Genomic DNA, 25488 nt, shown 5'->3' on the forward strand with positions numbered 1-25488 from the left:
GGAGCCTGAGATGACACGCGACGCCACCGCCGCCACGAACGCCGTCCGCGAGATGCGCGACTTCCTCTTCGCGCACGGCGACGACTACGACGGCGCCCGCGCCGGGTTCGCCTGGCCGCAGGTGGACTCCTTCAACTTCGCGCTGGAGTGGTTCGACGTGATCGCGGGCGAGAACCCCGACCGCCCGGCCGTGCAGATCGTCTCGGCAGATCTGTCCGTGCAGAGCTGGAGCTACGGCCGGCTCTCCGAACGATCGGACCAGGTCGCGAACTGGCTGCGCGACCTCGGCATCCGCCGCGGCGACCACCTGATCGTGATGCTGAACAACACGATCGAGCTGTGGGAGATCATGCTCGCCATCACCAAGATCGGCGCGATCGCGATCCCCACCTCGACCCTCCTGTCGGCATCCGACCTCGCCTACCGCATCGACCACGGCCGCGCCCGCGCCGTGGTCGCGCTGGGCGGGCTGGCGGATCGCGTCGAGGATGCCGACGTGCTCCGCATCGCGGTCGGCGACGCCACCGCCGGCTGGCACGACTTCGCCGCGTCCGCCGATGCCGCCGCGGTCTTCGAGCCGGACGGCCCCACCCCGGCATCCGACACCGCCCTGCTGTACTTCACCAGCGGCACCACGAGCCGGCCGAAGCTCGTGCAGCACACGCACGTCTCCTACCCGGTCGGCCACCTGTCGACCATGTGGTGGCTGGGCGTGCGGCCCGACGACGTGCACCTGAACATCTCCTCGCCCGGCTGGGCCAAGCACGCCTGGTCGAGCTTCTACTCGCCGTTCCTCGCCGAGGCGACCGTGTTCGTCTACAACTACGACCGCTTCGACGCGAACACCCTCATGCAGGTGATGGACACGCACCACGTGTCGACCTTCTGCGCACCGCCGACCGTGTGGCGGATGCTGATCCAGGCCGACCTGTCACGACTGACGAACCCGCCCCGCGAGCTCGTCGGCGCGGGCGAGCCGCTGAACCCCGAGGTCATCAACCGCGTGCGCGAGGCATGGGGCAGCACGATCCGCGACGGATACGGGCAGACCGAGATGACCGCGTGTGTGGGCAACTCCCCCGGGCAGGTCGTCAAGGACGGCTCGATGGGCCGCGCGTTGCCCGGCTACCCTGTGGTACTGCTCGACCCGGTCACCGGCGAGGTGACGGACGCCGAGGGTGAGATCGCGCTGGACCTCTCCGAGGCGCCGCTGGGCCTGATGTCGGGGTACTACGAGGATCCGGAGAAGACCGCCGAGTCCCGTGCTGGCGGCTTCCACCACACCGGCGACATCGCCGCGCGCGACGCCGACGGGTATCTGACGTACGTCGGACGCGCAGACGACGTGTTCAAGGCATCCGACTACAAGATCTCGCCGTTCGAGCTGGAGTCCGCGCTGCTCGAGCACGAGCTGGTCGTCGAGGCGGCGGTCGTGCCGAGCCCCGACCCGACGCGCCTGGCGGTGCCGAAGGCGTACGTGATCCTGCACGGGTCCGCGGGCAGCGGAGCGGATGCCGAGCATGCCGCGGCCGCGCAGATCTTCGGCTTCGCGCGCGAGCGGCTCTCCTCGCACCTGTGGGTGCGGATCATCGAGTTCGTGCCGGAGCTGCCCAAGACGATCTCGGGGAAGATCCGGCGCGTGGAGCTGCGGGCGCGGGAGGCCGAGCGCGTCGCATCCGGCGACGCCACGGGACAGCACCTGGACCGCGACCACCGCTGACGGCCCATGGGCCGGATGCCTGCGGTACGGATGTCGGCTCAGAACACGGATGTCCGCTGATTCGGGCGATCTCGACCGACATTCGTGCTTTCGACCGACATCCGTATCGGACGTCGGGAGTCCCGGGTGCCGCCAGACGTCAGACGTCCTCGGCGTCGGGCGCCCCGTCGCGGTCAGGCGACCGCGACGACGTCCGTGCTGAGCGTGGCCGGTCGTGGAGCGGAAGCTGCGGCCGGGGCCTTCGCGGCGGCCGACTCGGCCTCGACCTCGGCCTGCTCGACCGCGGCGGCGCGCCGTGCGAGCAGCGGGGCGAGAACGACGCGCAGGACCGTCCCGGCGATCAGTGCGACGCCGAGCCCGATCGCGGCGACGAAGAACGGCGTCCACAGGGCGGCGAAGGATGCCGAGACGCTGAGCAGCGCACCGACGATCCACACGCCGATCGCCCCGCCTGCGAGCCCGGCAGCGCCACGAGCGATCGCGAAGGCTGCGACGAGCGCGCAGACGAGGGCGATGACTGCTCCGGTCACTCCGATCGGCACGAAGACCGACACGAGCGTGTTGGTCAAACCGAGTGTTGACATTCTGACGACCCCCCGTCACGGACACGCATCCGCGTGTTCCTGAACTCAAGGTTACGCGGGTGGATTCGCGGAGTCACTCCCCCTGAAGAACGATTCGGCATCATCCTGAAGGATGACGCGTGAACGCCCGGTGACTCAGCGACGGGTCCTGCGCGGGAGGCGCAGGCGGGTCAGCCGAGGCGGCACCACGGGCACCGGCGCGGTGAAGACGGCATCCACCACCATCGATCCGTCAGTGGGGCCGATCACCGGGATCGGCGTCGTGAGGGTGGTCTCGAGCGGCGCGACCGGCACCGTCGCGAGATCACGATGCGCGCTCACGTACGCCGGGACCAGCAGAGCGACCGCGCCGAGCCAGGCGAGCGGGTTGCTCATCGCGACGCCCTCGAACTCCAGGATCGCGCCGAGCGCGAGCGCGGCCGCCACACGGGCGACCAGCTCGATCACCCCGGTGACCGTGGGCACGAGAACCCGTCCCAGCCCCTGCAGCACCCCGCGCAGCACGAACAGCACGCCCAGCAGCACGTAGGTGGAGCCGTTGATGATCAGCATCAGGTGCGCGTACTCGACGACGCGGTCCGCGCCGTCGCCGACGAACAGCCGCACCACCGGCACGCCGAACGCGATCATGAAGGCGCCGAGCAGGAGCGCGGCGATCACCGCCATCCACAGCGCCTGGATCGTGCCTCGGCGCACCCGGTCGGGGCGACGCGCGCCGAGGTTCTGCGCGGCGTACATCGACGCGGCCAGCCCCAGCGAGGCGAGGAACGCGGTGGCGAGACTGTCGACGCGGGATGCCGCGGTGTAGGCGGCCACCGCATCCGCGCCCAGCGTGTTCAGCGCGACCTGCACGATCAGAGCGCCGATGGCGATGATCGACGCCTGGAAGCCCATCGGCAGGCCGAGACGCAGGTGCTCGGCCATGTCGGCGCGCGACACCTTCCAGTCCGCACGGTGCACGTGAAGCACGGGCACGCGGCGCCACACGTACAGCAGGCACAGCAGCACCGAGACGGCCTGCGCGACGACCGTCGCCCAGGCGGCTCCCGCGACCCCCCACTCCAGCGTGCCGACCATCAGGATCACGAGCCCGACGTTCAGGGCGCACGAGATGGTGAGGAACACCAGCGGCGTGGTGGAGTCGCCGATCGCACGGATGATCGCGGCCAGGTAGTTGAAGAACATGATCGTGCTGCCGCCGATGAAGGTCACCTGCGTGAACGCGGTGGCCTCGGCGAGCAGCTCGGGCGGGGTCTGCAGCAGCCGCAGGAACGGCTCGGCGATGAGCGGCCCCACCACCGTCAGGACCAGGCTGGTGGCGGCGGTGAGCAGGGTGCCCGTGGCGACCGAGCGCCGCACGCCGTGGGCATCCGAGGCGCCGAACGCCTGGGCGGTCGGGATCGCGAAACCGCTCGCCAGGCCCCACGCGAAGCCGATGACGAGGAAGATCAGACTGCCGGTCGCGCCGACGGCCGCGAGCGAGTCCACGCCGAGATGGCGTCCGACGACCACGGCATCCACGAACTGGTACAGCTGCTGCACGACGTTGCCGATGAGCAGCGGCACGGAGAAGGCCAGGATGACGCGCCACGGGCGGCCGGTGATGAGGGTGGTAGCCATGCGGGTCCCAGGGAAGCGGGCGGGCGGGGGTGGGGATGCCGGAGACGACGACCGTCACCGTGATCGGTCACGGCGACGGATCGCAGAAGTCTATCGAATCGTTTCGAGCTTGGGAATGCGCGCGACGGATATCGTGCGGGTGCGGTGCGGGTCCAGGGGCTTGTCCGCGTGCTCGCCGAGACGCTAGAGCAGGAGGATGACACGACTGAGACGCAGCGATCCGCACGGGCCGGGACTGAGCCGGGTCCGCCGCGGGCGCGGCTGGGAGTACCGGATGCCCGACGGCACCCGCATCACGGATGCCGCACTGCTCGAACGGCTGCGCGCGATGGCGATCCCTCCCGCGTGGACCGACGTCTGGGTCAGTCCGCACGAGAACGGCCACGTCCTCGCGACGGGGATGGACGACGCCGGACGCCGGCAGTACATCTATCACCCCGCCTGGCACGAGCGGATGGCGAGGGAGAAGTTCGATCGGATGCTGCAGCTCGCCGCCGTGATGCCCGGCGTGCGCGCCGGCGTGACGCGCGACCTGCGTCAGGACGGCTTCGGTCGGCCCCGCGTACTCGCCGGGGCTTTCCGGATGCTCGACAGCGCGATGCTGAGGGTGGGATCGGAGCAGTATGCCCGGCAGCACGGCAGCATCGGCCTGGCCACGCTCCGCGGATCGCACGCGCACGTCTCGGCGGAGCGCACGGTGGAGCTCGCGTTCCCCGGCAAGAGCGGGCAGGCGTGGGATTCGCGGGTCGAGGATCCTGATCTGGCGGCGCTGGTCGCCGGGCTGAAGCGTCGCGGGCCGCGAGCGCTGCTGCTGAGCTGGCAGGACGGGTCGACCTGGCATCCGATCCGCCCGGCCGACATCAACGACGACGTCCGCGCGCGCACCGGAGGGGACTTCACCGCGAAGGACTTCCGCACGCTGCACGGCACCATCGTCGCCGCCACGGAGCTGGCGCGGATCGGCCCCCGCGACACCGACAGCGCACGCCGCCGAGCCGTCGCGGCGGCCATGCGGGCGACCGCCGCGGCTCTGGGGAACACTCCCGCGGTCGCACGGTCGGGCTACGTCGACCCGCGCGTGCTGGACCTGTACGACGACGGCATCGTCGTGGACACCGGTCGCCGAGTCGAGCCGCAGCTCGGGGAGCTGCTGGCCTGACCCGCTTCCGGGCTCCGGAGAGCGCGCCTGACCGGCGGGAACAGGGCCAAGATGGTGATGTGACCGACATCCTCTCCTCACTGACGAACCTGCCTGCTCCGCAGTTCATCGAGGTGGGTGACGGCGTCGCGGTGGCGACGTACGCGTGGGGCGATCCGGATGCACCCGTGGTCGTGCTCGTGCACGGCTTCGCATCCAGCACCGCCGACACCTGGCTGCACACCGGGTGGGTGCGGATGCTGGAGCGCGAGGGCTACCGCGTCCTGGGTATCGATCAGCGAGGCCACGGGGCGAGCCAGAAGCCGCACGATTCCGCGGGTTACGCCGTGGCGAACCTGGCGCGCGACGTCGAGGCCGTGCTCGACACGCACCTCGTCGACGACGCGCTCTACGTCGGCTACTCCCTCGGCGCCCGCGTCGGCTGGCAGGTGCTGCAGGATCTCGGCGACCGCATCCCCCGCGGTGTGCTGGGCGGCGTGCCCGACGGCATCCCCCTGGACCGACTCGACGTGGACCAGGTGTGCCGGTACGCCGACGACGGCATCCCCGTCACCGACCCGGTCACGCAGAGCTACATCCAGCTGGCCGAGCGGGTTCCGGGCAACGACCTGTACGCGCTGCTCGCACTGGCCGAGGGCATGCGCGCATCGCGCTCGATCGACCCAGATCCCGCCCACGCGCCGCAGCAGCCCGTGCTCTTCGCCACCGGCTCGGAGGACGCGGTGATCGAGGGCTCACGCCGCCTGGCCGAGGCCGCACCGCAGGCGACCTTCTTCACGATCCCCGGCCGGCACCACTTCAACGCGCCGGGATCGAAGGACTTCCGGCTCGCGGCGCTGGAGTTCCTGCAGGCGGAGTGATCCCGACGGGCGAGTGGTCAGCTGCGCGCGTCGCGGGTCAGGGCGCGGATCCCCGCGTAGACCACGAGCGCGACCACGACCACCAGCGCGAGCTTGGCGATGAACCACAGCAGCGAGAACAGCGCGCTGACGATCCACCACGCGATGACGAGGGCGAGGATGGCGCCGAGGATGCTCCAGATCGTGCTCTTGGTCATCGTCCCAGCGTAGAGGAGTCCCGTGATGGCGCCGGATGCGCTCAGCTTCCGGGAGGCCCGTCGAGAACGGTCGGGATGTACTCGAGCAGCTGGGTGCGATGGTCGAAGGTGCGCGCCTCGACCAGCTCGAGCAGCACATCGGGGTACGCGTCGAAGATGCGGTCCTGCCCGGTCTTCCCTGTGATCACCGGGAAGACCACCACGCGGTACCGATCGACGAGCCCCGCATTCAGCAGCGAGCGGCACAGCGAGATGCTGCCCAGGGTTCGCAGCGGGCGATCGGAGGCCTCCTTCAACTCGCGCACGAACTCGACCGCGTCGCCGCGCACGAGGGTGGAGTTCGCCCACTCCAGCGGCTCGTCGAGGCTGGATGAGAACACGTACTTCTGCACGGCGTCGAGGGAGTCCACGCCCTCCGAGCCCTGTGCGGCGAAGGCCGACATCAGCCGGTAGGTGGTCGCGCCCATCAGCAGCGGCGCGTCCCGGTCGGGATGCCCGGCGAGCCAGTCCAGGTATTCGGCGCTCTCCAGGCCCCACCACCCCGGCCAGCCCTCGGCGGCGCCGTAGCCGTCGAGAGACATGATGAAGTCGATCGTCAGGGTCTGCATCGGATCCTCCTCGTCACGCGGTCCATGGCGAGACGGCACCGCCGCACGCCGGTTCCCGGCAGAGCCTACGCTCCGCCGCCGGGCCGGGTAACCCCGATCTGCACCGTAAGATCTGGTTGCGACGGGCAGCCCGTCGGGATGCCGGAGGAGGGCGATGTTCGAGGGGCCCCTGTCGGCATCCGCGTACGAGGTGCTGGGCGTCGCGGCGAGCGCGTCGGACGACGAGCTGCGCCGGGCGTACCGGCTGCGGCTGCGGCAGACCCACCCCGACACCGGCGGCGACGCGGCGCTGTTCATCCGCGTGCAGCGCGCCTGGGAGCACGTCGCGACCCCCGCCGGACGCGCGGCCTACGACCGGGGGCGCGAGGACGTGTCGTGGGGCGCTCCCGCGGCATCCGCTCCCCGGGCCGGGACGCGGCCGCGCACCAAGACGTACGGTCAGGCGGGCGGCTGGCGGCGGCTGCGCTACCTGCAGCTGATGACCGAGCACCTCGGGCGCACGGTCACCACGCGCGAGATCTACGATCCGGCCGTCGTGCGCGAGGCGCCCTGGGAGGCGCGGAGGATGCTGGCGGATGCCCTCGCCGAGGAGAGCACGGCCGCCGCGATCGCCGACCTGGGCATCGGGTTCACCGCCTGGAACGACGTGGTGGCGGGAGCGGATGCTGCGCAGAAGCTCGACCACGCGGTGCTCGGACCCACCGGCCTGTACGGGCTCGCATCCGAGGACTTCGGCGACGCAGTGCGGTTCCGGCAGGGCGAGGTGATCGGCCGGTCGGTCGGCGGCAGCACACCGGTGGCGGATCTGCTCTCCCGCATCCGTTCGCTCTCCCGCGCCGCGCGGGTGCGATTCGCCGGCGCGATCCTGATCCTGCCTGACGACGACCTCGACGAGGCGGTGACCGTGCTGGGCGCGGTGCGCGGCGTTCCCGTCGCGGTCGTGCGCCGCAGCGCGTTGCGCCCTGTGCTGCGGAGCGGTATCCCGGGAGCGCGCGCGATGGGCGTGACCGAGGCCTTCGACGTGCGGACGCGCCTGACGCAGACCGCGCGCGTGCTCGTTCCCTGAGAGCGACCGGCGGTACGGTTCAGGGGTGGATGCTGTGACTGACCCGCTGCCCGACCGTCCTGCGCCGGACAACCCGCAGGGCAAGCTCGTGCTGCTGCGGCACGGCGAGACCGAGTGGTCGAGGTCGGGCCGGCACACCGGTCGGACCGACATCCCGCTCACGGCGCACGGCGAGGAGCTGGCCCGCGCGGCGGGCGAACTGGTGCGCGGGTACGACTTCACGCTCGTGCTGAGCTCTCCGCTGCAGCGCGCTCGGCGCACCGCCGAGCTGGCCGGGCTGGATGCCGAGATCGACCCGCTGCTGGTGGAGTGGGACTACGGCGGGTACGAGGGACGCACGACCAGGGACATCCGCGCGGAGCTCGGCTACAACTGGACGGCCTTCGCCCACGGGGTGATCCGCGGCGATACCCCTGGCGAGACCGTCGAGGAGGTCGCCGCCCGGGCCTCGCGTGTGCTCACCCGGGTGCTGCCGGCCATGGCCGACGGGGACGTCGCGCTGGTCGCGCACGGCCACTACCTACGCATCCTCACCGCCGTGTTCCTGCGCCAGGCGCCGCGGTTCGCGGCATCCATCTCGCTGGACGCGGGATCGGCGTCGGTGCTCGGCTTCTCCCGCGAGCAGCCGTCGATCCTCGCCTGGAACCACGGTCCGGCCCTGCCGATGCAGCCGTCGGAGTCCTGAGCCGGGAGTGGATGCCGGTCGGCCATCGGCATCCACTCCGCTGAATTCGTCACGGTCCTGCCTGCTCCGGGCACTCTCACCTCGGGACTTCAGGCGATCCGCAGCGTCGGCGATGGTGATCCGGCCGGCATCAGGTCATGCGCGATAGCCCGCAGGCCCTCTTCCCGCAAGAGTCGGCTCCCGCCAGATGAAGGAGAACTCCTCCGTTTCGGGGTCGAGCAGGAGATAGCCGACGTGAGGCCCCTCGATCATGCGGAGTTCGACTTCGAACCTGCCGTCGCCGGCCCAGCCGCCCCGCGTCGTGAACGGTATCGGGATCTCCCCGGGAAGGACCCCGCGCTGCCATCGATCGGGTTCCACCGCGAGGCGTGCGAGCCCTTCCTCCAGAGTCAGAGTGAGGACGTTTCCGCTGAGCCGTACCGCCGTCAGTTCTGGCATGTCGATGTCGCCAAGGCCGCCGAACCGCGTATGCGGAAGGGATGCGTCGCGTGCCGCGCGCGTGAACGTCAGCGTCGAGACGTCCCGGCAGATGGGATCGACGAGAGGCACGGGATCAGCGGCAGCCGACGCGATGGCCTCCACCGCGCGCGCCGTCCATTCACTCGCGTGTGCTGCGGCCCCGTGCCACAACTCGGACGAAGTGCCGCCGCGGAGGGCATCTGTGACAACCGCCAGCTGGCCCAGGGTCGCCTTCGCGGTGCATGCTGCGAGATCGAACACGCCGGCGACAGGCGGCACGACCGTGGCATCCGCGAATCGCTTCGCGAGGCGGAGGTCCGCCGCCGCAGTCACCTCATCGTCGGGGACGTCCGCGGCGAAGGCCGGCAGCAGATGTTCCCAGACGGCGTCGAGCACGGGCTGTCCTGCTTGTGTCGACGCGGTCACAGCGACGACTGCGTCGCTGCCGGGCAGCACGAGGCAGAACTGACCGTACGCACCGCCGGCGTGATATCCGTGATCGCCGATCCAGAACTGGTACCCGTAACCGAGGCCGCTGTCACGATCGACGGGCATGTCCGGAGGGAAGCGATGGGCACTGTCGTTGTACATCTGCGTGGACGTCGCGCGCCTCAGCCAATCGCGCGGAACGAGCTGCTCTCCACCCCACTCCCCTTCCTGCAGCAGGAGCTGCCCGAAGGCGGCGATGGATTCGGTGCAGAGGTAAAGACCGGTGAGACCGGGGTTGGCCTCGCCCCCGTACCACTTGGCTTCGGCAGCGCCGAGAGGTGCCAGGAGCCGCGGCCGCAGGTACTCCAGCAACGAGGTGCCGCTTCGTGCCTCGATGATCTTCGCCACCGCGAAGGTCGCCAGCTGGTCGTACGTGAACACCTCGCCGGGCTTCCGTTCCGGCGAATAGTCGCGCAATATCGCCCGCAGAGCGACGTCGTTCATCTCACCGCTGTCTGTCGTCGGGTCGAGAACAGGGTCCAGCAGGTGACCCACCGACATGCGCAACGCATCCGCGATCGTGGCCTCGCCGTAGTGGGCGGTCTCGTCGAGATGGTCCGACAACCGGTCATCAAGCTTCAGCAGTCCCTCGGCCTCGGCGATGCCGGCAGCAACGGCAGTGAAGCTCTTGCTTAGTGAGTAGAGCAGGTGAGGGGTCTGCGGGTCGTACGGAGCCCACCAGTGTTCGAAGACCACCGACCCGCGTCTGACGATCATGCAGCTGTGCAACTCGATGCCGCTCTTCGACATCTCGTCGAGGAAGCCTGCGATCCCGTTCGCGTCGACGCCCGCGGAGCGGGGTGTGCGTCTCGGCAACATCGTCATCTCTTCGACTCCCCTTCACGCCGGTTACTGATCAGGACGACTCCGCTCAGGAGCTGCCAGAGAAGGAACGTGTACACGGCCCCACGCTCCCAGACTCCGTCGGGGAGCCAGACATGCATGGTGAGCAGTGCTGCGCTGCACCAGCCCGACGCTCCGAGGACGAGGCCGATCCGGCGGTGCCAGGTGGGCACGGCGATCGCGCGAAAGGCGCGGGCGGAAACGATCGCGGCAGCGTTGCCTCCTCCGATCGCCGCCACGGCCCCCGCTCCGTGGATGACGATGAGGCCCGATGCGGCGTTCTCCGGCGAACCGGGCACGAGCCCGACGAACACGATGCCCATCGCATGGATCAGCCCGAGGAGCAGGAACCAGACGGTGGCGGCGCGACGACCGAGTCTCGGCGCGATGATGACCAACCCGAGCACGAACAGCAAGCCGGATCCGATGAACCCGGCATCCATCACCGCTGGGAGCTGGGAGTGCAGCGGGCGACCCTGGAAATCGCCGAAGGTCGGCACGCCGAGATCGCTGATGTAGAAGGTCGCGTAACTGTAGCCCGGGAACGCAGCCGCAGCGATCGTCTCGCACAGCAGGTACCAGACCGGTCCCAGAATCCAGAGCAGCCCGGCCGTCACGAGCTCGACCCCGACCGTGTTTCGCGTGTCAGTCGAACCGGCGGGCGTCTGAAGCATCTGCACTGTGCACCTCCTCCTGGCGGCGGCCGTAGTCCTGCATCCCGAAGCCCCGCGCGAACAACGCGTCCGCAGCCGGGGCCGGATAGTCCGGCATGGCCTTTCGCACATCATCCATGCTTCGGGGGATGTCGACGGGGAGGCGGCCCGACGGCACGACCCGGCCGGACAGGCCGTCCATGAGCGCGCAGTCGGCGACGCCGAAGCATGCCACGGTCGCACTCGCGAACGAGAGGAACGGAGCAAGGATCGCGGGCCGGTCGAGGTCGACCACGAGCACCAGTGGACACTCCTCGGCGATCCTGGCGAGTCGGGAGACGAGTCCGGGCCGGAAGTCGAGGGATCCCTGGTGGAATCCGCGCTCGAGCAGGAGGTCGTCACGGGGTTCGTATGGAGCGGGGATGCGGACGAGCGCGAGATCGGCGTCCCGCGGAGCCGCCACCGGCTCTCCGTACTCCGCCACGATCTCGGGCATCACGCCTTCGACGTAGATGCGCAGCGGCGAGCGCGGGCCGTCGAGTGGCAGCACGTCATGGTTCGTGAGGACGACGATCGACTGTGCCTGGGCCCTCAAGCCCTGAGCGCGGAACTCGGCGTTGCCGACGATACGCTCCGCCGCGTCCTCGTCGACGTACGGGTCGTCGAAGAGCCCGAGTCGGAATTTCGTGAGGAGGATGCGGCGCGCGGACTCATCGATCCTGCTCTCCGTGACCGCCCCCTGTGCGACGGCGTCTGCGAGGACGTCCACGCACTCCTCTCCTCCGAATTGATCGACCCCGGCATCGAGAAGCTTCACGATGCGTTCAGCCGGCGCGAGCTCTTCGACCCCCCATGCGCGGGCCGGCAGCAGCTTGCCACCGACGTGATTGTCGGTCACGAGCTCCCAGTCGGAGACGATGACGCCGTCGAACCCGAGTTCCTCGCGCAGCACACCCGTCAGGATCTGCCTGTTGTATGCAAAGCCGACCTCTTCAATGGGCCGGCCGTGTCGCACGAGGCCGACCGGCATCCCGTAATAGGGCATGATCGCTGCAGTTCCGGCGGCTATGGCGTCGGCGAAGGGGGCAAGGTGCGCCTCGAAGTTGTTGCCGGGATAGACCTGCTCCCGTCCGTACGGGAAGTGCGGATCCTCGCCATCCTTCTGCGCTCCGCCGCCAGGGAAGTGCTTCGTCGTGGTCGCCACGCTGTCCGGCCCGAGGCGAGGACCCTGGATTCCTCGCACATAGGCGCGGGTGTAGGCCCTCACCCGGTCGACATCGCTGCCGAAGGTCTGCAGTTGGCGCCCCCATCGGGCTTCGGTCGCGAGGTCGACCTGCGGATGCAGCGCCATGCGCAGGCCGACGGCTCGGTACTCGGCGCGCACCACCTCGCTGAATCGCGCGACGAGGTCGACATCGTCCAGCGCCGCGAGCCCCAGCATGTCGGGCCATTGCGAGAACGGGCCGCTCGTGAACGCGACGCCACTGCTCTCGGTGAAGGAGTGTCGCGGATCCGTGCTCAGTGTGACGGGGATCCCGTGCGGCGTCTGCTCCGCGAGGGCCTGGAGGCGATTGTTCCACCGTGCTGCGGCACGCGCGGACGGGATCGCGTGGACGTTGAAGGCCGATAGGCCCTTGTCCAGCACCACCGTAGCCGTAGCGGACTTCGCGAAGACACCGGACTCCGCGAGAAGCTCGCCATCAGGACCCATCTCGATGACGGTCTGGAACATCAGACCGATCTTCTCCCGCAGGGAGAGCCTGGGCAGGAGGTCGTTCACCCGCTCTTCCGCACTGAGCCGCGAATCCTCGTAGGGGTCCATGATGCCGTTGCCGTTGAGGTCGCGGAACGCCAATCCGTCCGGCGTCGTGCGGGCGCTCGGTCCGCCCCTCGTATCGTGTCGATTCACTCTTCTTCTCCGTTTACTTGAGCCCGGTCGTGGCGATGCCCTGGACGAACCACCGCTGCAGCACGACGAACAGCAGCAGGATCGGCGCGATCACCAAGACGGAGCCGGCGAGCAACAGCCCGTAGTTCGTCGAGTGCTGACCGGTGGAGTACAGGGAAAGCGCGATGGGCAGCGTGTACAGGTCGGCGGATTGGGAGACGACCAGAGGCCAGAGGAAGTTGTTCCATGATCCGAGGAAGGTGAGGATCGCGAGCGTCGCCAGCGCCGGTCCGCACAGCGGGAGCACGACCCGCGAGAACAGCGTCCATTCATTCGCACCGTCGATGCGGGCCGCTTCGAGGAGTTCATCAGGAATCCCGGAGATGAACTGTCGCATCAGGAACACGCCGACGGGCGCGGTGAGGAATGGCAGCACGAGAGCGGCGTATGTGTCCAACAGGCCGAGCTTCGCTGTCTGCACGAAGAGCGGGACGAACGTGACCACGCCCGGCACCATCAGGGTCAGCATCACCAGCCCGAACAGCAGACGCTTGCCGAAGAAGCTCATCTTCGCGAGGGCGTAGCCGACCATCGAGCAGAACACGAGATTGCCCAGCACGGTGATCGCTGCCACGATCACGCTGTTGAGGAAGTACTTGGAGAAATCGAGTTCGGCGAACCAGGTCGTGTAGTTCTGTCCGGTGAACTGCTCCGGCCAGAAGGTCGGAGGTCGACGCAGGATCTCGCCCTGCGTCTTGAACGACCCGAGAAGCATCCAGACGAACGGGAGGATCCACACGAGAAGTCCGAGCACGAGCACGCCCGCAACCACGCGGCGGCCGCGGTGGACGCGGGGAGGATGCAGGATCCGCGCGATCTTGTCTTCGCTCGGTGTTCGTTCCGACGTGCGAGAGACCATCGGTTTCACTCCTTCGTGCGCAGCAGCCGGAACTGCAGCAGGCTGAGCAGGGCGACCAGCAGGAAGAGGATGTAGCTCGCGGCGGATGCCCGCCCGTAAAGTCCCACGCCGAACTGCTGGTAGGTGTAGAACGCGATCGAGAGCGTGCGATCCAGCGGGCCGCCACCGGTCATGACGAACGCCTCCTCGAAGAACTGGAGGTATCCGACGGAGATGAGCACGGCTCCGAGCAGGAGGGTGGGGCGCAGCGTCGGCAGCGTGACGCTGAAGAAGCGACGCCAGGCGCCGGCGCCGTCCATGGTCGCCGCCTCGAACATCTCGCGGGGGATCGACTGCAGCCCCGCCAGGAAGATCACCATGAGTGTGCCCACGTTGCGCCACAGCGCGAGCATGATCAGGGACGGCAGGGCCCACACGGGATCGTTGAGCCAGTTGACCGCAGGGAGGCCGAACACTCCGAGCGCGGCATTGAGCAGCCCGTCCGGCTGGAGGATGTACTTCCATGCGACCGACACCGCGACGATGCTGGTGACGGCCGGGGCGTAGTAGCCGACGCGCAGGATCGTGATGATCTTTCCCTGGCCTGTGTTGAGGCCGACCGCCAGCGCGAGTGCGACAGCCATGGTCAGGGGGATGCCGACCACGACGAACATTCCGGTCACCGACAGGGCCGTGAGGAATCGCGGGTCCGTGAGCAGCGACACATACTGGTCGATTCCGACGAAGGCCACGGCGAACGGCGTCTGCAGATCGCGCGCGGTGATATCGGTGAACGACATCGCGAAGGAGCCGCCGATCGGCATGAGCATGAACGCCGCGAACACCGCGACGAAGGGGATACAGAACATCCAGGCGATGATCGTCTGCCGGCGTCGCGTCAGGGTGCGGCGGTGGCCGCCCGACGTCGCGCCCCGCCGAAACGAGGCACGACGCACGGTGGGAGAGGCTGTCATCTAGCGGAGCCCGACCTGGTCGGCCTGCTGTTGCAGGCTCTGCAGACCGTCGGGGATCGAGACCGTGTTCTTTCGGATCTGCTCGAGGGTGCTGTCGCCGATCGCGAAGACCTGATCGAGGGTCGGCGGGGTCGGGAGGGGCAGGGCCGTCTTGAGCGCTTCTCCGACGGGAGCGATGCGGTCCTTGCCCGTCAAAGCGGGCAGTTCCCACGCGGCCGGGCCCGGTGGCAGATCCCCCGTCGCCTCGAAGAAGGCAGCCTGGGTCTCGGGCGTGCTCAGCCAACGGACGAGCTTCCAGGCCGCGTCGGAGTTCTTCGCCTTCTCGAAGACGCCCAGTTGCGAACCGCCGACCACGGAGACCTGCGCCTCACCATACGGGAGGGGGGCGAGGGCGTACTTGCTCTCGAAGTCGGCGCCACCCATCTGCGCGAGAGTGCCCTGCAGCGAGGGCGTCGCCACGAACATGGGTGTGTTGCCCGAGATGAAGTCCGCGGGCATCTGCGCCGGTGCCGGATCAGAGTTGGGATCGGAGAGTCGCTTGTCGAACCAGCTCTTGTAGAACTCGAGCGAGTGCTGCCACTCGGGCGTTGTGAAGGTCCACTTCTTGCCGTCCTCGAGCTTCGCACCCCCGGTGAACGGAATCCACAGGTTGCCGAGGAAGGAACTCGGCCCGGTGTAGAGACGCATTCCCCACGTCGCGCCCGCTTTGCCCTGATAGTCCGCGGCAAGCTGCTGCACTTCGTCCCAGGTCTCCGGTGCGTGGTCCCATCCGGCCTTCTGCGCCAGGTCCGTCCGGTAGTACAGCATCGGAATATCCGCGTACCAGGGCACAGCGGCCCACCGGCCGTCGACTTTGGTGCCCTCGAGCACACCGGGGAAGAAGTCGTCCGCCGAGAAGCCGTCCGGGACCGTTGCCAGCGCAGGAGCGAACTCCGACATCCAGCTCGAGCCGATCATTGAGACGTCCGGCGTCGCGCCGCCGGCGATCGCGGTCTGCAGCTTCGAGTGCGCCGCCGCCCATGGCACGGCGGTGAGGTTCACCTTGACGTCGGGGTTGAGCTTTTCGAACTCCTCGATGAGCGGCTTCACTGCGTCGGCCTCCGATCCCATCGTCCACATGGAGACGGTGCCCGTGGCCGGACCATCTCCGACCTTGGATGCGGGGGCGGTCGAAGCGGTGCCTGTCGCAGCCCTTCCGCATCCGGTGAGCGCCGCGACCGCGAGGACGATCGCAGTTGCAGTGATGAGCACGCGTGCCTGTCTTTTCACAACTCCTCCTTGAGTGGGAAACGTCGCCCTTGTGACGACTGTCAAGACTTGGTTATGCGCATAACCTTACGCTCATGTACGCGCATAACCAAGAGCCTTGTAAAGGCGGACCGGCGGGAGTCTGCCGCCGCAGTGGGCTCTCAGCAGCCGCAGCTGCCGCGCACCGTCAGCGAGACGCCGAGTGTCACGGTCAGCTTTGCGGCAGGCTCGCTGATGAGCAGGTGGGCGGCGACGCGACCCATGAGTTCGAATTGCTGGCGCACCGTCGTGAGGGCCGGCCGGCAGAGCTGCGCCGCGAGCACATCGTCGAACCCGGTCACCCGCACGTCCTGCGGCACTCGAACCCCCGCCGCCTGCAACGTGTCCAGCACGACGAGTGCAGACTGGTCACTGCCGCAGACGAAGGCGTCAGGAAGATCACCGCTTCGCAGTGCGTCTTCCACTCCTCGTAGGGTCGGATCGTCGTCAAGGCTGTGCGCGTCGATGACACGCATATCGAGATGGCCGCGCGCCGCAACGGCATCCGTGAACGCCTGGAACCTCTCGGCGAAGTCGAACTGCCCTGCCGTCTCTCCCACCCAGCCCAGCGAACGCGCTCCATGCACGGTCGCCAGGTGCTCCACGATCTGGCGCATGCCATTGCGGTTGTCGGAATTGACCTGAGCTGTGCGAGGATCCGGCCTGCTGCTGAAGAGCACGACGGGACGGTCGCCGAGGATGTCGATGAGCTGGTCTGCGCTGGAGCGGCCGGGGAAGATCGCCAGTCCGTCGACGCGGCCGACGGTGTTGGCGACATCGGACTGGTCCGTGCTCCCCTGACTGAGCACCACGGGCCGGTCGCGGTCACGGCACTCGATCACGAAACCGCGTTGGATCTCGTCCACGTACAGCGGGAACACCCTCGGATCATGGTCCGCCCTGTCCGCCGCGGCGAACCAGGCCGGCGCGGACTCCGCTCGCGCCGCGCTGACGATCGACGAGAGCAGTTCGGTGTCGGAGCCTGTACCGGGTACGTCCGCCTCGCGTTGCGGAAGCAGCAAGTCGAACAGATGCAGTCCCAGAGCACCCGTGGATCCATGAGCGAGCGAGCGGGCGGCGCCGCTCGGCACGTACCCGAGTTCGCGGGCCGCGGTTAGCACGAGCTCGCGGGTCTCCGGACGGATGCGCTCAGGTCGGCGGAATGAGTGCGAGACCGTCGCGATGGACACGCCTGCTCGCTCAGCCACGTCGTACACCGTCGGGCGCTTCTCGGCCATGTCGAGCCTTTCTGGGAATCGAGCCGCGACCCGATCCTGTGAAGTCTATTCGCCGACTGCATCCGGCTTTGCGTCAGTGCTCCTGCCAGGAAGCACACTCTCCGCACAGACGATCCGTGGGCGCTCACCATGTGACGTGGCCGAGCCAGGGGGATCAGCGCCGTCCGGCCTCGCCTGCAAGATCGCGGACTAGAGTCTCTCGCGTGAAGACAACCGAGGGTTCCCGCGACATCGCCACACTCCACCGCCCGGTCGGAATCTTCGATGCAGGACTCGGCAGCTACGACCTCGTGCGCCGCATACGCGCGGCTTATCCTCGGCAAGACGTGGTGTATCTCGCCGACCGCGCGAGCTTCCCTTACGGCGCGAAAAGCGAAGAGGCACTTCTGTCCAGCGTCGAGCGGGCTGCCCTGGCGCTCGAGTCTCTTGGCGCGAGCTCGATCATCCTCGCCTCCAACGCGCCGAGCGTCACCGTTCTCGAACCGCTGCGCCCTCGGGTGAGCGTGCCGATCCTCGGGGTGATCCCACCCGTGGGCGCGGCGTTGGCTGCGATTCCCCGCGATCACACGCTCGCCGTCGCCGGCGCGAGTGTGCTCGCCCACAGCGACGCGCTGCGACAGCTCATCTCCGATGCCGCGGGCGACCAGGCGCACCGCGTGCATGCCGTGGCCGCCGACGCACTCATCGGCCTCGTCGAATCCGGGGCGTTCCTCGACAGGGCGAAGATCCGGCGGCCTATCGCCGGATTCCTCGCCGCCCTCCACGAGCGAAGCCCGCAGGTCGGAGGCCTATCGCTGTCGAGCACTCACCTGCCGTGGCTCGCTGCCGCAATCGCCGAGCAGGCCCCCGATCTCACCCTCTTCGATCCAGCCGACGACGTCGTCGCCGAGTTCGCCCCTTTGACCACGCGCGGCTCCGGACGCCTCGTCTCCCTCGCGACGGCGTCCAGAAGTCATCCCATCGACGAGTTCCATTCGATGCTGCAGAGACTGCGCCTCGACATCACGCCCGCGCTCATCGAGCTCTGACGCGCCCCCGCTCGACGCTGCCCAGGGCCGCGGATCACCTGTCCACGGGGCGGAATCGCAGACAGAGGGGTGTCCCGTGTCCGACGTCGATGGTTGGATGACGCCATGGAGATCACGACCTCAGCAGACGGAACCGCCATCGCCTTCACCACCATCGGGCAGGGACGCACGATCGTGATCGTGAACGGCGCACTGTCGACGGCCGCTGACGCCGCACCGCTCGCGCACGCGTTGGCGGATGCCGGCTTCCGCGCCGTCACGTGGGATCGCCGAGCGCGCGGCGCCAGCGACGACCGGCCGGGATCCGGCCCTGACGACGAAGCCGCCGATCTCGCCGCCGTCATCGAAGCGGCGGGAGGAGCGGATGCCGTGCTCGGCCACTCCTCCGGCGCGGTGCTCGCGCTGTACGCCGCATCCCGGGGCGTGCCGACCGGAGCCCTCTTCCTCTCCGAACCGCCGATCGACTTCGACGGCTCGGGATTCGGCGACGAGTTGGCGAAGAAGCTGCAGTCGCTCGTCGACGCGGGCACGCCGGAGGAGGCGGTCGCCTCCTTCCAGCTGGATGCCGTCGGCCTCCCGGCCGCCATGGTCGAGGCGGAGCGGGGGAACGGCCAGCTCGCGGCGCTCGCGCCGCTGGGTCAGTCGACGGTGTACGACGCACGGCTCACGCTGCGGCTGCGGCAGCCGGACCCTGCGCTGCTCGACGTGGCGCCGCCGGTCACCGTGCTGCGCGGCGAGCAGACGTTCCCGTTCCTGATCGGCTCGTCGGATCGACTGGCGGCGGAGATCCCGAAGGCCGAACTCGTGATTGTCCCCGAGTCCGTCATGCACCGGCCCGACCCCGTGGCGACGGCGAAGGTGATCGCGGAGCGGCTCTGACGCGGCGCGGCACCGAGATCGTCGGGCTCGCCTCAGTGCCCGCCACGCGGCGTGAAGCAGCCGCCGTCCATGACGTACCCGCCGACCTCGACGGTGAGCGGGTCGTCCGACACCACGCCGAAGATACAGCCACCCTCGGGTCCGTTCGCGCTGAACTCCGTCCCACGTTCGTCGCCGATCATCTGGATGCCGTCGAGCCCGGCATCCTGCAGGGCGGCCTGCACGGAGTCGGGTGAGACCTCACCCGACGAGCGCAATTGTTCGAGCGCAGGGCGTAGGGCGACGACCGCCTCTTCGGCCGCAGCCCGGCTCGCGGCCGATATCTCCATCCGGTCGCGATAGCGCTCGTTCTGCGCCATGGCGTTGTCCGGGTCGTACGGCACGCAGTCGGGTGGCAGGTCAGCTCCGTCGATCTGCGGGCATGCTCGCGTCGGGGTTGGCGAGGCATTCGGTGCACCAGCGGGCGCCATTGCGCCGGGGGTCATCCCCGCGCAACCGGCAAGCAGCAGAGCGACTGCGCTCGCCAGCAGCAGTCCCGTCATCCCCCTCGTGGCGGCCATGCCTCCATCAGAGCACAGCAGCTCGGGTGCCGGAACCCCCGGCCGCGATCGGATCAGCGCTGCACGTCGTAGACGAGCGTGACGACGCCGTTACCGACGATCCGCGGAGCGGAACGTCGCCTCAGTTGAAGTCGCCGCCGCCACCGCCGCCGAAGTCGCCGGGGGCCATGTCAGCGAAGCGGGAGTAGTGACCCTGGAACGCGACGGTGATGGTCGCGGTGGGACCGTTACGGTGCTTGGCGACGATCAGGTCGGCCTCGCCGGGGCGCACGTCCTTGTCGTACGCGGCCTCGCGGTGCAGCAGGATCACCATGTCGGCGTCCTGCTCGATCGAGCCGGACTCACGCAGGTCGCTGATCGCGGGCTTCTTGTCGGAGCGCTGCTCGGCACCTCGGTTCAGCTGCGACAGCGCGATCACCGGCACCTGGAGCTCCTTGGCGAGCAGCTTCAGCGCACGCGAGAACTCCGAGACCTCCTGCTGACGCGACTCGACCCGCTTGCCGCTCGTCATCAGCTGCAGGTAGTCGATGACCACCAGCCGCAGGCCCGCACGCTGCTTGAGTCGACGGCACTTGGCCCGGATCTCGACCAGCGTCATGTTGGGGCTGTCGTCGATGTACAGCGGCGCGTCGTTGATGCGCCCACGCGTCGCGGCGACCGTCGTCCAGTCGCGCGGGTCGAGCGTGCCCTTGCGCATGTTCTGCAGCGGGATCGCACCTTCGGCGCTGAGCAGGCGCATCGCGATCTCGCTGCGCCCCATCTCGAGCGAGAAGAAGATCGACGGCTCGTTGTGGCCGATGGATGCCGCACGGGCGAAGTCGAGCGCGAGCGTGGACTTACCCATGGCGGGACGTGCGGCGATGACGATCATCTGACCGCCGTGCAGTCCGTTGGTCAGCTCATCGAGTTCACGGAAGCCGGTCGGGATGCCGGTCATCGTGCCGTCACGGCCGTTGGCCGCTTCGATCTCCTCCACCGCCGCGTCGACGGCGATCGTGAGAGGCACGTAGTCCTCGGCGGTCTCAGACCCCGTGACCGAGTAGATCTCGGCCTGGGCGTTGTTGACGATGTCCGTCGCATCGCCCTCACCCGCGTAGCCGAGCTGCACGATGCGCGTGCCGGCATCCACCAGACGTCGCAGGATCGCACGCTCCGAGACGATGCCCGCGTAATAGCCTGCGTTCGCCGCGGTGGGCACGATCGAAGTGAGGGTGTGCAGGTAGTCGGCGCCGCCGGCCCTGCCGAGCTCCCCTGTCTTGATCAGCTCGTCGGTGACGGCGACGACATCCGTCGGCTCGCCGTGCGAGTACAGCGAGAGGATGGCCTCGAAGATCAGCTCGTGCTTGGGAACGTAGAAGTCGGCGCCTTTGAGCGTCTCGATGACATCGGCGACGGCGTCCTTCGAGAGCATCATGCCGCCCAGCGCGCTCTGCTCTGCGAGCAGGTCGTGCGGAGGGGTCCGCTCAGGCGGGCGCGACCCGCCCAGACGCTCGTCAGAGATATCCGCGATCGACACTCGTGCTCCTCCCCCGCCGGTGGCGACTGATGGCACCTTCTCGGCAAACACGACCGGAGTGGATCCGGCCCGCTCGCACAGCGAACCACGAGTCACCGACATCCGGTCTCCACCAAGTTAGGAGCCGCTCCATCCCCATGCAAGACACCCTGTGGATAACTTTGTGGAGAGTGTGCGGACAACTCGGGAGTGTCTGTGCAGAACCCCTGTGGAGAACTCGGTGGAGAGAAGCAACTTGAGAGTCGGATATTGCATCTGACCTGGGATGTCTTGATTCACACCCTTGTGGATGAGATTCGACTTCAATGCAAGATTTAAGGTTGACGGCTGGTTACGGGGATGTGCAGAACCTGGGGAAAGTCAAGTCTTGATCTTCCCGCGCGCGCCGGGTTTGTAGAGGATCTCCTCCCGTGTGGACATCCGCCCCCGCACGGGGTATCGTCACAGCGATCGTGTTGCGCGAAATATTGGCGCGGCTCGTTCCGGGGAAGGAATCACGTGCGGTCAGCGTTCGCCGACTACCGCAGCGCCCGAGTATGGCTGCTGTGCGGTTTCGGCGCGCTCTTGTGGGCCGCTCTGACCGTGCTTCTCGGCGGTTCCGTGGCCCACGCAGCCTCTGATTCGCCGCATCCGCCGCAGTCCGCGTCGTGGTCGACCGCCCAGCATCCGCTGCACGGCGCATCCGGTCCGCATGTGATGGACGCGCCCGCGCAGGTGCCGCTCCCCGCAGGGGCTGCGGACATCGTGCAGCAGGTCCGCGAGCAGGTCGCGGTCATGGTGCAGCAGCCGCCCCAGAGCCAGCCCGCAGCTCCGCAGGTCCACCAGCCGGCGGAGTCCGCGCAGAAGCCGGCTCAGGCCGAGAAGCCCGTCCAGGTGCAGAAGCCCGCGCAGGCTCAGAAGCTTGTTCAGGCTCAGCCCTCGCAGCTGCGCGGGCAGAGTGCTCAGGCCCCCGTGCGCGATCAGGCGCCGGCCCGGCTCCAGAAGGCCGCTGCGGCGCTGCCGACATCCCTGCAGCGGCTCACGGCCGCCGTTGAGACCTCGGACACGATGATGGCCTTCTCCACCGGGTCCGTGCAGACTCTGTCGTTCGCGCAGATGTCGGGGTTCGCCTCCCCCTCGGACTTCTCGGGTGAGTCTGCAGACCTCGTGACGGAGTCTGCGGACCTCGCGATGGATTCGTACCGGGTCGCGGTGCAGCAGGCTTCCGATGACTTCGCGGATGCTGCGGAGCTCTTCGCGTCCACGGCGGTCAGCACCCACCAGCACGGCAATCAGGCCCTGGCTCACGCGGTGAAGACGGTCCGCGCGGCTCTGAAGAGCCAGCTCGGCCAGGCCCGGGGAGACCGTGGGACTCGCGGTGACCGTGCACCCGTTGCAGCTGTGAACCCGAAGGTCGCGACGGCGCACATCATCGCGGCGCCGCGGGTCACCCACCCCGCCACTTCGTCGAACGCGGTTGCGACTCCGGTCGCAGTTTCTGCCGCTCCTGTGCCGCAGACGCCCCAGGGACCGCCTGCGAAGCACGTGGACGTCGCTCCTCGGCATCCGCTCTCCGCCCCGCCGGAGGCGTCGTCCGCCGGTTCCGGCGGAGGGATGTCTGCAGGCACCCTTCCCGCAGACGCCGGTATCGACGACACGATGGGGATGGTCACTCGCGCGATGCGCGCCGGGCATGAGCTTCCGCCGGCCGGACCCGTCGGTTCCACCGACGTCTCCCCCGACTGATCAGGACCACTGCGCCTTCTCGACGGCAGCGCTCTGTCTTTCAGAGGCTCTGAGCCGTCGCATCCGACGTGGCTTCGAACGCGTCCGCACGTGATCCATCGATCTGGTCAGGAGACCCGACAATGCGCAGCGTCCTCAGCGACGACAGCCGGTTCCGCACGGCATGACGACTTCCGTCGGCATCTGCATCGCCTTCGGGGGAAGGCGATCGGCCGACGGATCGGATGCCACGTTGCGCCCAGCGGCGAATCCCAGCGCCCCGCGCGGCACGGCATCCTTGAGCGACTTCGAGGGGATCCCCTCCCCCTCGTAGTCGCACACCGAGCGGTCACCGGCCTTCCAGTGCCGGCCGCTCAGGCGGGTGCCTCACTCCCTCATGGTGAGGCACCCGCCCCTTCTTCTCTCCGCCCCGGCAGGGTGGGTCCGTCCGGACGGGCCTACTCGACCACCTCGAGGGGACCCTCATCGGGCGTCGGGGGCTCGAACTTCGCGAAGTACTCGACCGCCGCCTGCTCGGTGAGCGGCCAGTCGTCGGGCCATCTGCCGTGCCGGTCACCGACTCGGCTCAGGATGTCTCGAGACTCGTCGCGATGTAGACCGTCTCCGGCACGATGCCCTGGTGAGCGAGCAGCGCACGGTACGCGTCGCGTTGCCGCCGGAACCAGAACCCGAAGTCGAGCACGACGTCGTTCCCCACCGCGACGTGGTGCAGCAGGCGCACCTTCAGTTCAGCTGCCACGTCGGCGACCACTCGGGCGTAAGGCATCGTCGTGATCCCGCGATACCAGAACTCCACCTCGAACGACAGGCGAGTCCAGCCCTCGCTCTCCAGGCGCTTCGCGTACGTGGTCTTCCCTGCTCCACCTGGGCCGCACATCATCACGACGCGAGGTCTCGGTGTCTCATCCGCTGCCATCGCGCTGACGTTACGCGGCAGCACCGACGTCAAGGCTCACGACGCTCCGCGCGTGCTTCGGGTAGCGCTTGTGCGTGATCAACGCACAGCGCCGCTGACACACGGATGCTGAGGCGCACTGGAGCGCGCGACCACCGACCTGCACGGGCGCGACGGGGCGACGGGAAAGGCGCCGTCAAGAATCGGGTTCTCCCATGGATGCCAGATCTCCCGTAGGCAGACTGATGACGGCCGTGGCGCGCTTCCTCCCCCTTGCGCGGCCACGGCCGTCATTCCCTCCGATCAGTCCTGCTGGCGCGGCCTCGCGATCATGAGCGAGCCGAGCATCAGGAACAGCAGAGCGGCCAGTCCGAGGATGGACGGCTCGCTCCCCGTGCTCGCGAGGGTGGCAGCGCCGCCCTGCGAGTTCGAGCCCGAGCGGGACGCGCCGTGCACAACGGCCGCAGCCGCGTGCGTCGCGCCGCTCGTCGAGCCCGGCGTACCCGGGTTACCAGGCGTGCCAGGCGTACCCGGGGTACCCGGGGTGCCCGGGGTACCGGGCGTACCCGGCGTACCCGGCGTACCCGGCGTACCCGGTGTACCCGGTGTACCCGGCGTACCCGGCGTACCCGGTGTTCCGGGCTCACCTGCGTCGAGACCGGGGACGAGGCCGCCGACAGTGTCGACGACCTCTCCCGCAAGACCACCGACGAGAGGCAGCTGACCAGCAGCATCGCCGACGCCGTCGACAACACCACCGATCACTCCCAGCCCCGGAAGGCCAGGAGCTTCAGACCCATCGCCCGGGAGCCCCGGGGCGAGGCCGCCGACAGTGTCGACGACCTCCCCCGCAAGACCACCGACGAGAGGCAGCTGACCAGCAGCACCGCCGACACCGTCGACAACACCACCGATCACTCCCAGCCCCGGGAGGCCGGGGACGGTGGGGTCGCCACCGGGAAGACCCGGCAGCTCACCCAGACCAGGAATCAGACCACCAATGGTGTCAACGACACCACCAACAACCCCGCCCAGGTCAGGCAGACCCGGAAGCCCCGGGAGACCCGGAAGACCAGGGACCGTGGGGTCACCGCCGGGCAGGCCCGGCAGTTCACCCAGACCCGGGACCAGACCACCGATCGTGTCAACGACACCACCGAGGTCGGGCAGACCCGGAAGACCCGGAATCAGTCCACCAAGGTCAGGGAGACCCGGAAGACCCGGGACCGTGGGGTCACCACCGGGAAGACCCGGCAGCTCACCCAGACCAGGAACCAGACCACCGATCGTGTCAACGACACCACCAACGACCCCGCCCAGGTCAGGAAGACCCGGAAGACCCGGAAGACCCGGGACAGTGGGGTCGCCACCGGGCAGGCCCGGCAGCTCACCCAGACCCGGGATCAGGCCACCAATGGTGTCAACGACACCACCAACGACCCCAGCCAGATCAGGCAGACCCGGAAGACCCGGGATGAGTCCACCCAGGTCGGGGAGACCCGGGAGACCGGGAACGGTGGGGTCACCACCGGGAAGACCCGGCAGCTCCGGAAGACCCGGGACCAGACCGCCGATGGTGTCAACGACACCACCGACAACCCCACCCAGGTCAGGAAGACCCGGGAGACCCGGAACAGTGGGGTCACCACCGGGAAGA

At 68.7% G+C, this 25488-nt stretch carries 24 protein-coding genes; 9 read left to right on the top strand and 15 right to left on the bottom strand.

The features are described from left to right. Positions 1-10: 10 nt before the first annotated feature. Positions 11-1720, top strand: coding sequence for an AMP-binding protein (locus MIAR_RS17355; RefSeq protein WP_285638452.1), 1710 nt, complete (start codon positions 11-13; stop codon positions 1718-1720). 173 nt (positions 1721-1893) lie between these two features. Here the strand turns inward: MIAR_RS17355 and MIAR_RS17360 are convergent, their stop codons facing one another. Next, positions 1894-2289, bottom strand: a complete 396-nt coding sequence (locus MIAR_RS17360; RefSeq protein ID WP_285638453.1) for a hypothetical protein — start codon at positions 2287-2289, stop codon at positions 1894-1896. A gap of 150 nt (positions 2290-2439) precedes the next feature. After that, positions 2440-3924, bottom strand: a complete 1485-nt coding sequence (locus tag MIAR_RS17365; protein ID WP_285638454.1) for an MATE family efflux transporter — start codon at positions 3922-3924, stop codon at positions 2440-2442. A gap of 196 nt (positions 3925-4120) precedes the next feature. Here MIAR_RS17365 and MIAR_RS17370 point away from each other — a divergent pair, with 196 nt between their 5' ends. Beyond that, positions 4121-5083, top strand: a complete 963-nt coding sequence (locus MIAR_RS17370) for a DNA topoisomerase IB (RefSeq protein ID WP_285638455.1) — start codon at positions 4121-4123, stop codon at positions 5081-5083. Positions 5084-5142: 59 nt separating this feature from the next. After that, complete coding sequence (locus MIAR_RS17375) at positions 5143-5943, top strand: alpha/beta fold hydrolase (RefSeq protein WP_285638456.1); 801 nt, start codon at positions 5143-5145, stop codon at positions 5941-5943. Between the two features lie 17 nt (positions 5944-5960). On the opposite strand, the gene MIAR_RS17380 is transcribed toward MIAR_RS17375, so the two are convergent. Beyond that, on the bottom strand, positions 5961-6140 hold the full coding sequence (locus tag MIAR_RS17380) for a hypothetical protein (RefSeq protein WP_285638459.1): 180 nt from the start codon (positions 6138-6140) through the stop codon (positions 5961-5963). A gap of 41 nt (positions 6141-6181) precedes the next feature. Then, complete coding sequence (locus MIAR_RS17385) at positions 6182-6748, bottom strand: dihydrofolate reductase family protein (RefSeq protein WP_285638460.1); 567 nt, start codon at positions 6746-6748, stop codon at positions 6182-6184. A 154-nt stretch (positions 6749-6902) separates the two neighbouring features. Here MIAR_RS17385 and MIAR_RS17390 point away from each other — a divergent pair, with 154 nt between their 5' ends. Beyond that, on the top strand, positions 6903-7814 hold the full coding sequence (locus tag MIAR_RS17390; RefSeq protein WP_285638461.1) for a J domain-containing protein: 912 nt from the start codon (positions 6903-6905) through the stop codon (positions 7812-7814). 34 nt (positions 7815-7848) lie between these two features. Further along, positions 7849-8499: a histidine phosphatase family protein gene (locus MIAR_RS17395; protein ID WP_285638563.1), complete on the top strand. Its 651-nt coding sequence runs from the start codon at positions 7849-7851 to the stop codon at positions 8497-8499. A 135-nt stretch (positions 8500-8634) separates the two neighbouring features. On the opposite strand, the gene MIAR_RS17400 is transcribed toward MIAR_RS17395, so the two are convergent. The 7 genes from MIAR_RS17400 to MIAR_RS17430 all read right to left on the bottom strand — a co-directional run bounded on the left by MIAR_RS17400 (position 8635) and on the right by MIAR_RS17430 (position 17228). After that, entirely contained in the window at positions 8635-10272 is a 1638-nt protein-coding gene (locus MIAR_RS17400) for a serine hydrolase domain-containing protein (protein ID WP_285638462.1), read from the bottom strand. After that, positions 10269-10964, bottom strand: a complete 696-nt coding sequence (locus tag MIAR_RS17405) for a DUF998 domain-containing protein (RefSeq protein WP_285638565.1) — start codon at positions 10962-10964, stop codon at positions 10269-10271. The genes MIAR_RS17400 and MIAR_RS17405 overlap by 4 nt, the downstream gene beginning before the upstream one ends. Next, entirely contained in the window at positions 10936-12852 is a 1917-nt protein-coding gene (locus tag MIAR_RS17410; protein WP_285638463.1) for a glycoside hydrolase family 3 protein, read from the bottom strand. The genes MIAR_RS17405 and MIAR_RS17410 overlap by 29 nt, the downstream gene beginning before the upstream one ends. 13 nt (positions 12853-12865) lie before the next feature. Further along, positions 12866-13750, bottom strand: coding sequence for a carbohydrate ABC transporter permease (locus tag MIAR_RS17415; RefSeq protein ID WP_285638465.1), 885 nt, complete (start codon positions 13748-13750; stop codon positions 12866-12868). Between the two features lie 5 nt (positions 13751-13755). Then, on the bottom strand, positions 13756-14598 hold the full coding sequence (locus tag MIAR_RS17420) for a carbohydrate ABC transporter permease (protein WP_285638467.1): 843 nt from the start codon (positions 14596-14598) through the stop codon (positions 13756-13758). A gap of 105 nt (positions 14599-14703) precedes the next feature. After that, positions 14704-15954, bottom strand: a complete 1251-nt coding sequence (locus MIAR_RS17425) for an extracellular solute-binding protein (protein WP_285638469.1) — start codon at positions 15952-15954, stop codon at positions 14704-14706. A gap of 158 nt (positions 15955-16112) precedes the next feature. After that, on the bottom strand, positions 16113-17228 hold the full coding sequence (locus MIAR_RS17430) for a LacI family DNA-binding transcriptional regulator (RefSeq protein WP_285638471.1): 1116 nt from the start codon (positions 17226-17228) through the stop codon (positions 16113-16115). Positions 17229-17557: 329 nt separating this feature from the next. Here MIAR_RS17430 and MIAR_RS17520 point away from each other — a divergent pair, with 329 nt between their 5' ends. Together MIAR_RS17520 and MIAR_RS17440 are read left to right on the top strand one after the other, a co-directional pair. Then, positions 17558-18256 (top strand): glutamate racemase, encoded by a 699-nt coding sequence (locus tag MIAR_RS17520; RefSeq protein ID WP_432707376.1) that lies wholly within the window; start codon positions 17558-17560, stop codon positions 18254-18256. A gap of 105 nt (positions 18257-18361) precedes the next feature. After that, on the top strand, positions 18362-19135 hold the full coding sequence (locus tag MIAR_RS17440) for an alpha/beta fold hydrolase (RefSeq protein ID WP_285638475.1): 774 nt from the start codon (positions 18362-18364) through the stop codon (positions 19133-19135). Between the two features lie 32 nt (positions 19136-19167). Here the strand turns inward: MIAR_RS17440 and MIAR_RS17445 are convergent, their stop codons facing one another. Beyond that, complete coding sequence (locus MIAR_RS17445; protein ID WP_285638477.1) at positions 19168-19677, bottom strand: hypothetical protein; 510 nt, start codon at positions 19675-19677, stop codon at positions 19168-19170. A 139-nt stretch (positions 19678-19816) separates the two neighbouring features. Then, positions 19817-21211 carry a replicative DNA helicase gene (gene dnaB, locus MIAR_RS17450; RefSeq protein ID WP_285638479.1) on the bottom strand — a complete coding sequence of 465 codons (1395 nt, stop codon included), beginning with the start codon at positions 21209-21211 and terminating at the stop codon, positions 19817-19819. Positions 21212-21709: 498 nt separating this feature from the next. Between dnaB and MIAR_RS17455 the strand changes: the two genes are divergently transcribed. Then, positions 21710-22936 carry a hypothetical protein gene (locus MIAR_RS17455; RefSeq protein ID WP_285638481.1) on the top strand — a complete coding sequence of 409 codons (1227 nt, stop codon included), beginning with the start codon at positions 21710-21712 and terminating at the stop codon, positions 22934-22936. A gap of 565 nt (positions 22937-23501) precedes the next feature. Here MIAR_RS17455 and MIAR_RS17460 read toward each other — a convergent pair. Both MIAR_RS17460 and MIAR_RS17465 read right to left on the bottom strand, forming a co-directional pair. Beyond that, positions 23502-23852, bottom strand: a complete 351-nt coding sequence (locus MIAR_RS17460) for a P-loop nucleotide/nucleoside kinase family protein (protein ID WP_285638483.1) — start codon at positions 23850-23852, stop codon at positions 23502-23504. Positions 23853-24134: 282 nt separating this feature from the next. Continuing rightward, on the bottom strand, positions 24135-24287 hold the full coding sequence (locus MIAR_RS17465; RefSeq protein WP_285638485.1) for a hypothetical protein: 153 nt from the start codon (positions 24285-24287) through the stop codon (positions 24135-24137). Between MIAR_RS17465 and MIAR_RS17470 the strand changes: the two genes are divergently transcribed. Further along, positions 24282-25488, top strand: a 1207-nt coding sequence (locus MIAR_RS17470; RefSeq protein ID WP_285638487.1) for a hypothetical protein, incomplete at its 3' end; no start/stop codon positions are given. The genes MIAR_RS17465 and MIAR_RS17470 overlap by 6 nt on opposite strands.

Origin of the sequence: Microbacterium arabinogalactanolyticum (assembly GCF_030268005.1) — a bacterium.
In the GTDB taxonomy this organism is placed as follows: Bacteria; Actinomycetota; Actinomycetes; order Actinomycetales; family Microbacteriaceae; genus Microbacterium; species Microbacterium arabinogalactanolyticum.

Excerpts from the sequence above, each read along its gene's own strand:
- MIAR_RS17355 (WP_285638452.1), top strand. The coding sequence starts at position 11 with ATGACACGCGACGCCACCGCCGCCACGAACGCCGTCCGCGAGATGCGC.
- MIAR_RS17365 (WP_285638454.1), bottom strand. The coding sequence starts at position 3,924 with ATGGCTACCACCCTCATCACCGGCCGCCCGTGGCGCGTCATCCTGGCC.
- MIAR_RS17370 (WP_285638455.1), top strand. The coding sequence starts at position 4,121 with ATGACACGACTGAGACGCAGCGATCCGCACGGGCCGGGACTGAGCCGG.
- MIAR_RS17380 (WP_285638459.1), bottom strand. The coding sequence starts at position 6,140 with ATGACCAAGAGCACGATCTGGAGCATCCTCGGCGCCATCCTCGCCCTC.
- MIAR_RS17385 (WP_285638460.1), bottom strand. The coding sequence starts at position 6,748 with ATGCAGACCCTGACGATCGACTTCATCATGTCTCTCGACGGCTACGGC.
- MIAR_RS17390 (WP_285638461.1), top strand. The coding sequence starts at position 6,903 with ATGTTCGAGGGGCCCCTGTCGGCATCCGCGTACGAGGTGCTGGGCGTC.
- MIAR_RS17400 (WP_285638462.1), bottom strand. The coding sequence starts at position 10,272 with ATGACGATGTTGCCGAGACGCACACCCCGCTCCGCGGGCGTCGACGCG.
- MIAR_RS17405 (WP_285638565.1), bottom strand. The coding sequence starts at position 10,964 with ATGCTTCAGACGCCCGCCGGTTCGACTGACACGCGAAACACGGTCGGG.
- MIAR_RS17415 (WP_285638465.1), bottom strand. The coding sequence starts at position 13,750 with ATGGTCTCTCGCACGTCGGAACGAACACCGAGCGAAGACAAGATCGCG.
- MIAR_RS17420 (WP_285638467.1), bottom strand. The coding sequence starts at position 14,598 with ATGTTCTGTATCCCCTTCGTCGCGGTGTTCGCGGCGTTCATGCTCATG.
- MIAR_RS17430 (WP_285638471.1), bottom strand. The coding sequence starts at position 17,228 with ATGGCCGAGAAGCGCCCGACGGTGTACGACGTGGCTGAGCGAGCAGGC.
- MIAR_RS17440 (WP_285638475.1), top strand. The coding sequence starts at position 18,362 with ATGGAGATCACGACCTCAGCAGACGGAACCGCCATCGCCTTCACCACC.
- MIAR_RS17445 (WP_285638477.1), bottom strand. The coding sequence starts at position 19,677 with ATGACGGGACTGCTGCTGGCGAGCGCAGTCGCTCTGCTGCTTGCCGGT.
- MIAR_RS17460 (WP_285638483.1), bottom strand. The coding sequence starts at position 23,852 with ATGGCAGCGGATGAGACACCGAGACCTCGCGTCGTGATGATGTGCGGC.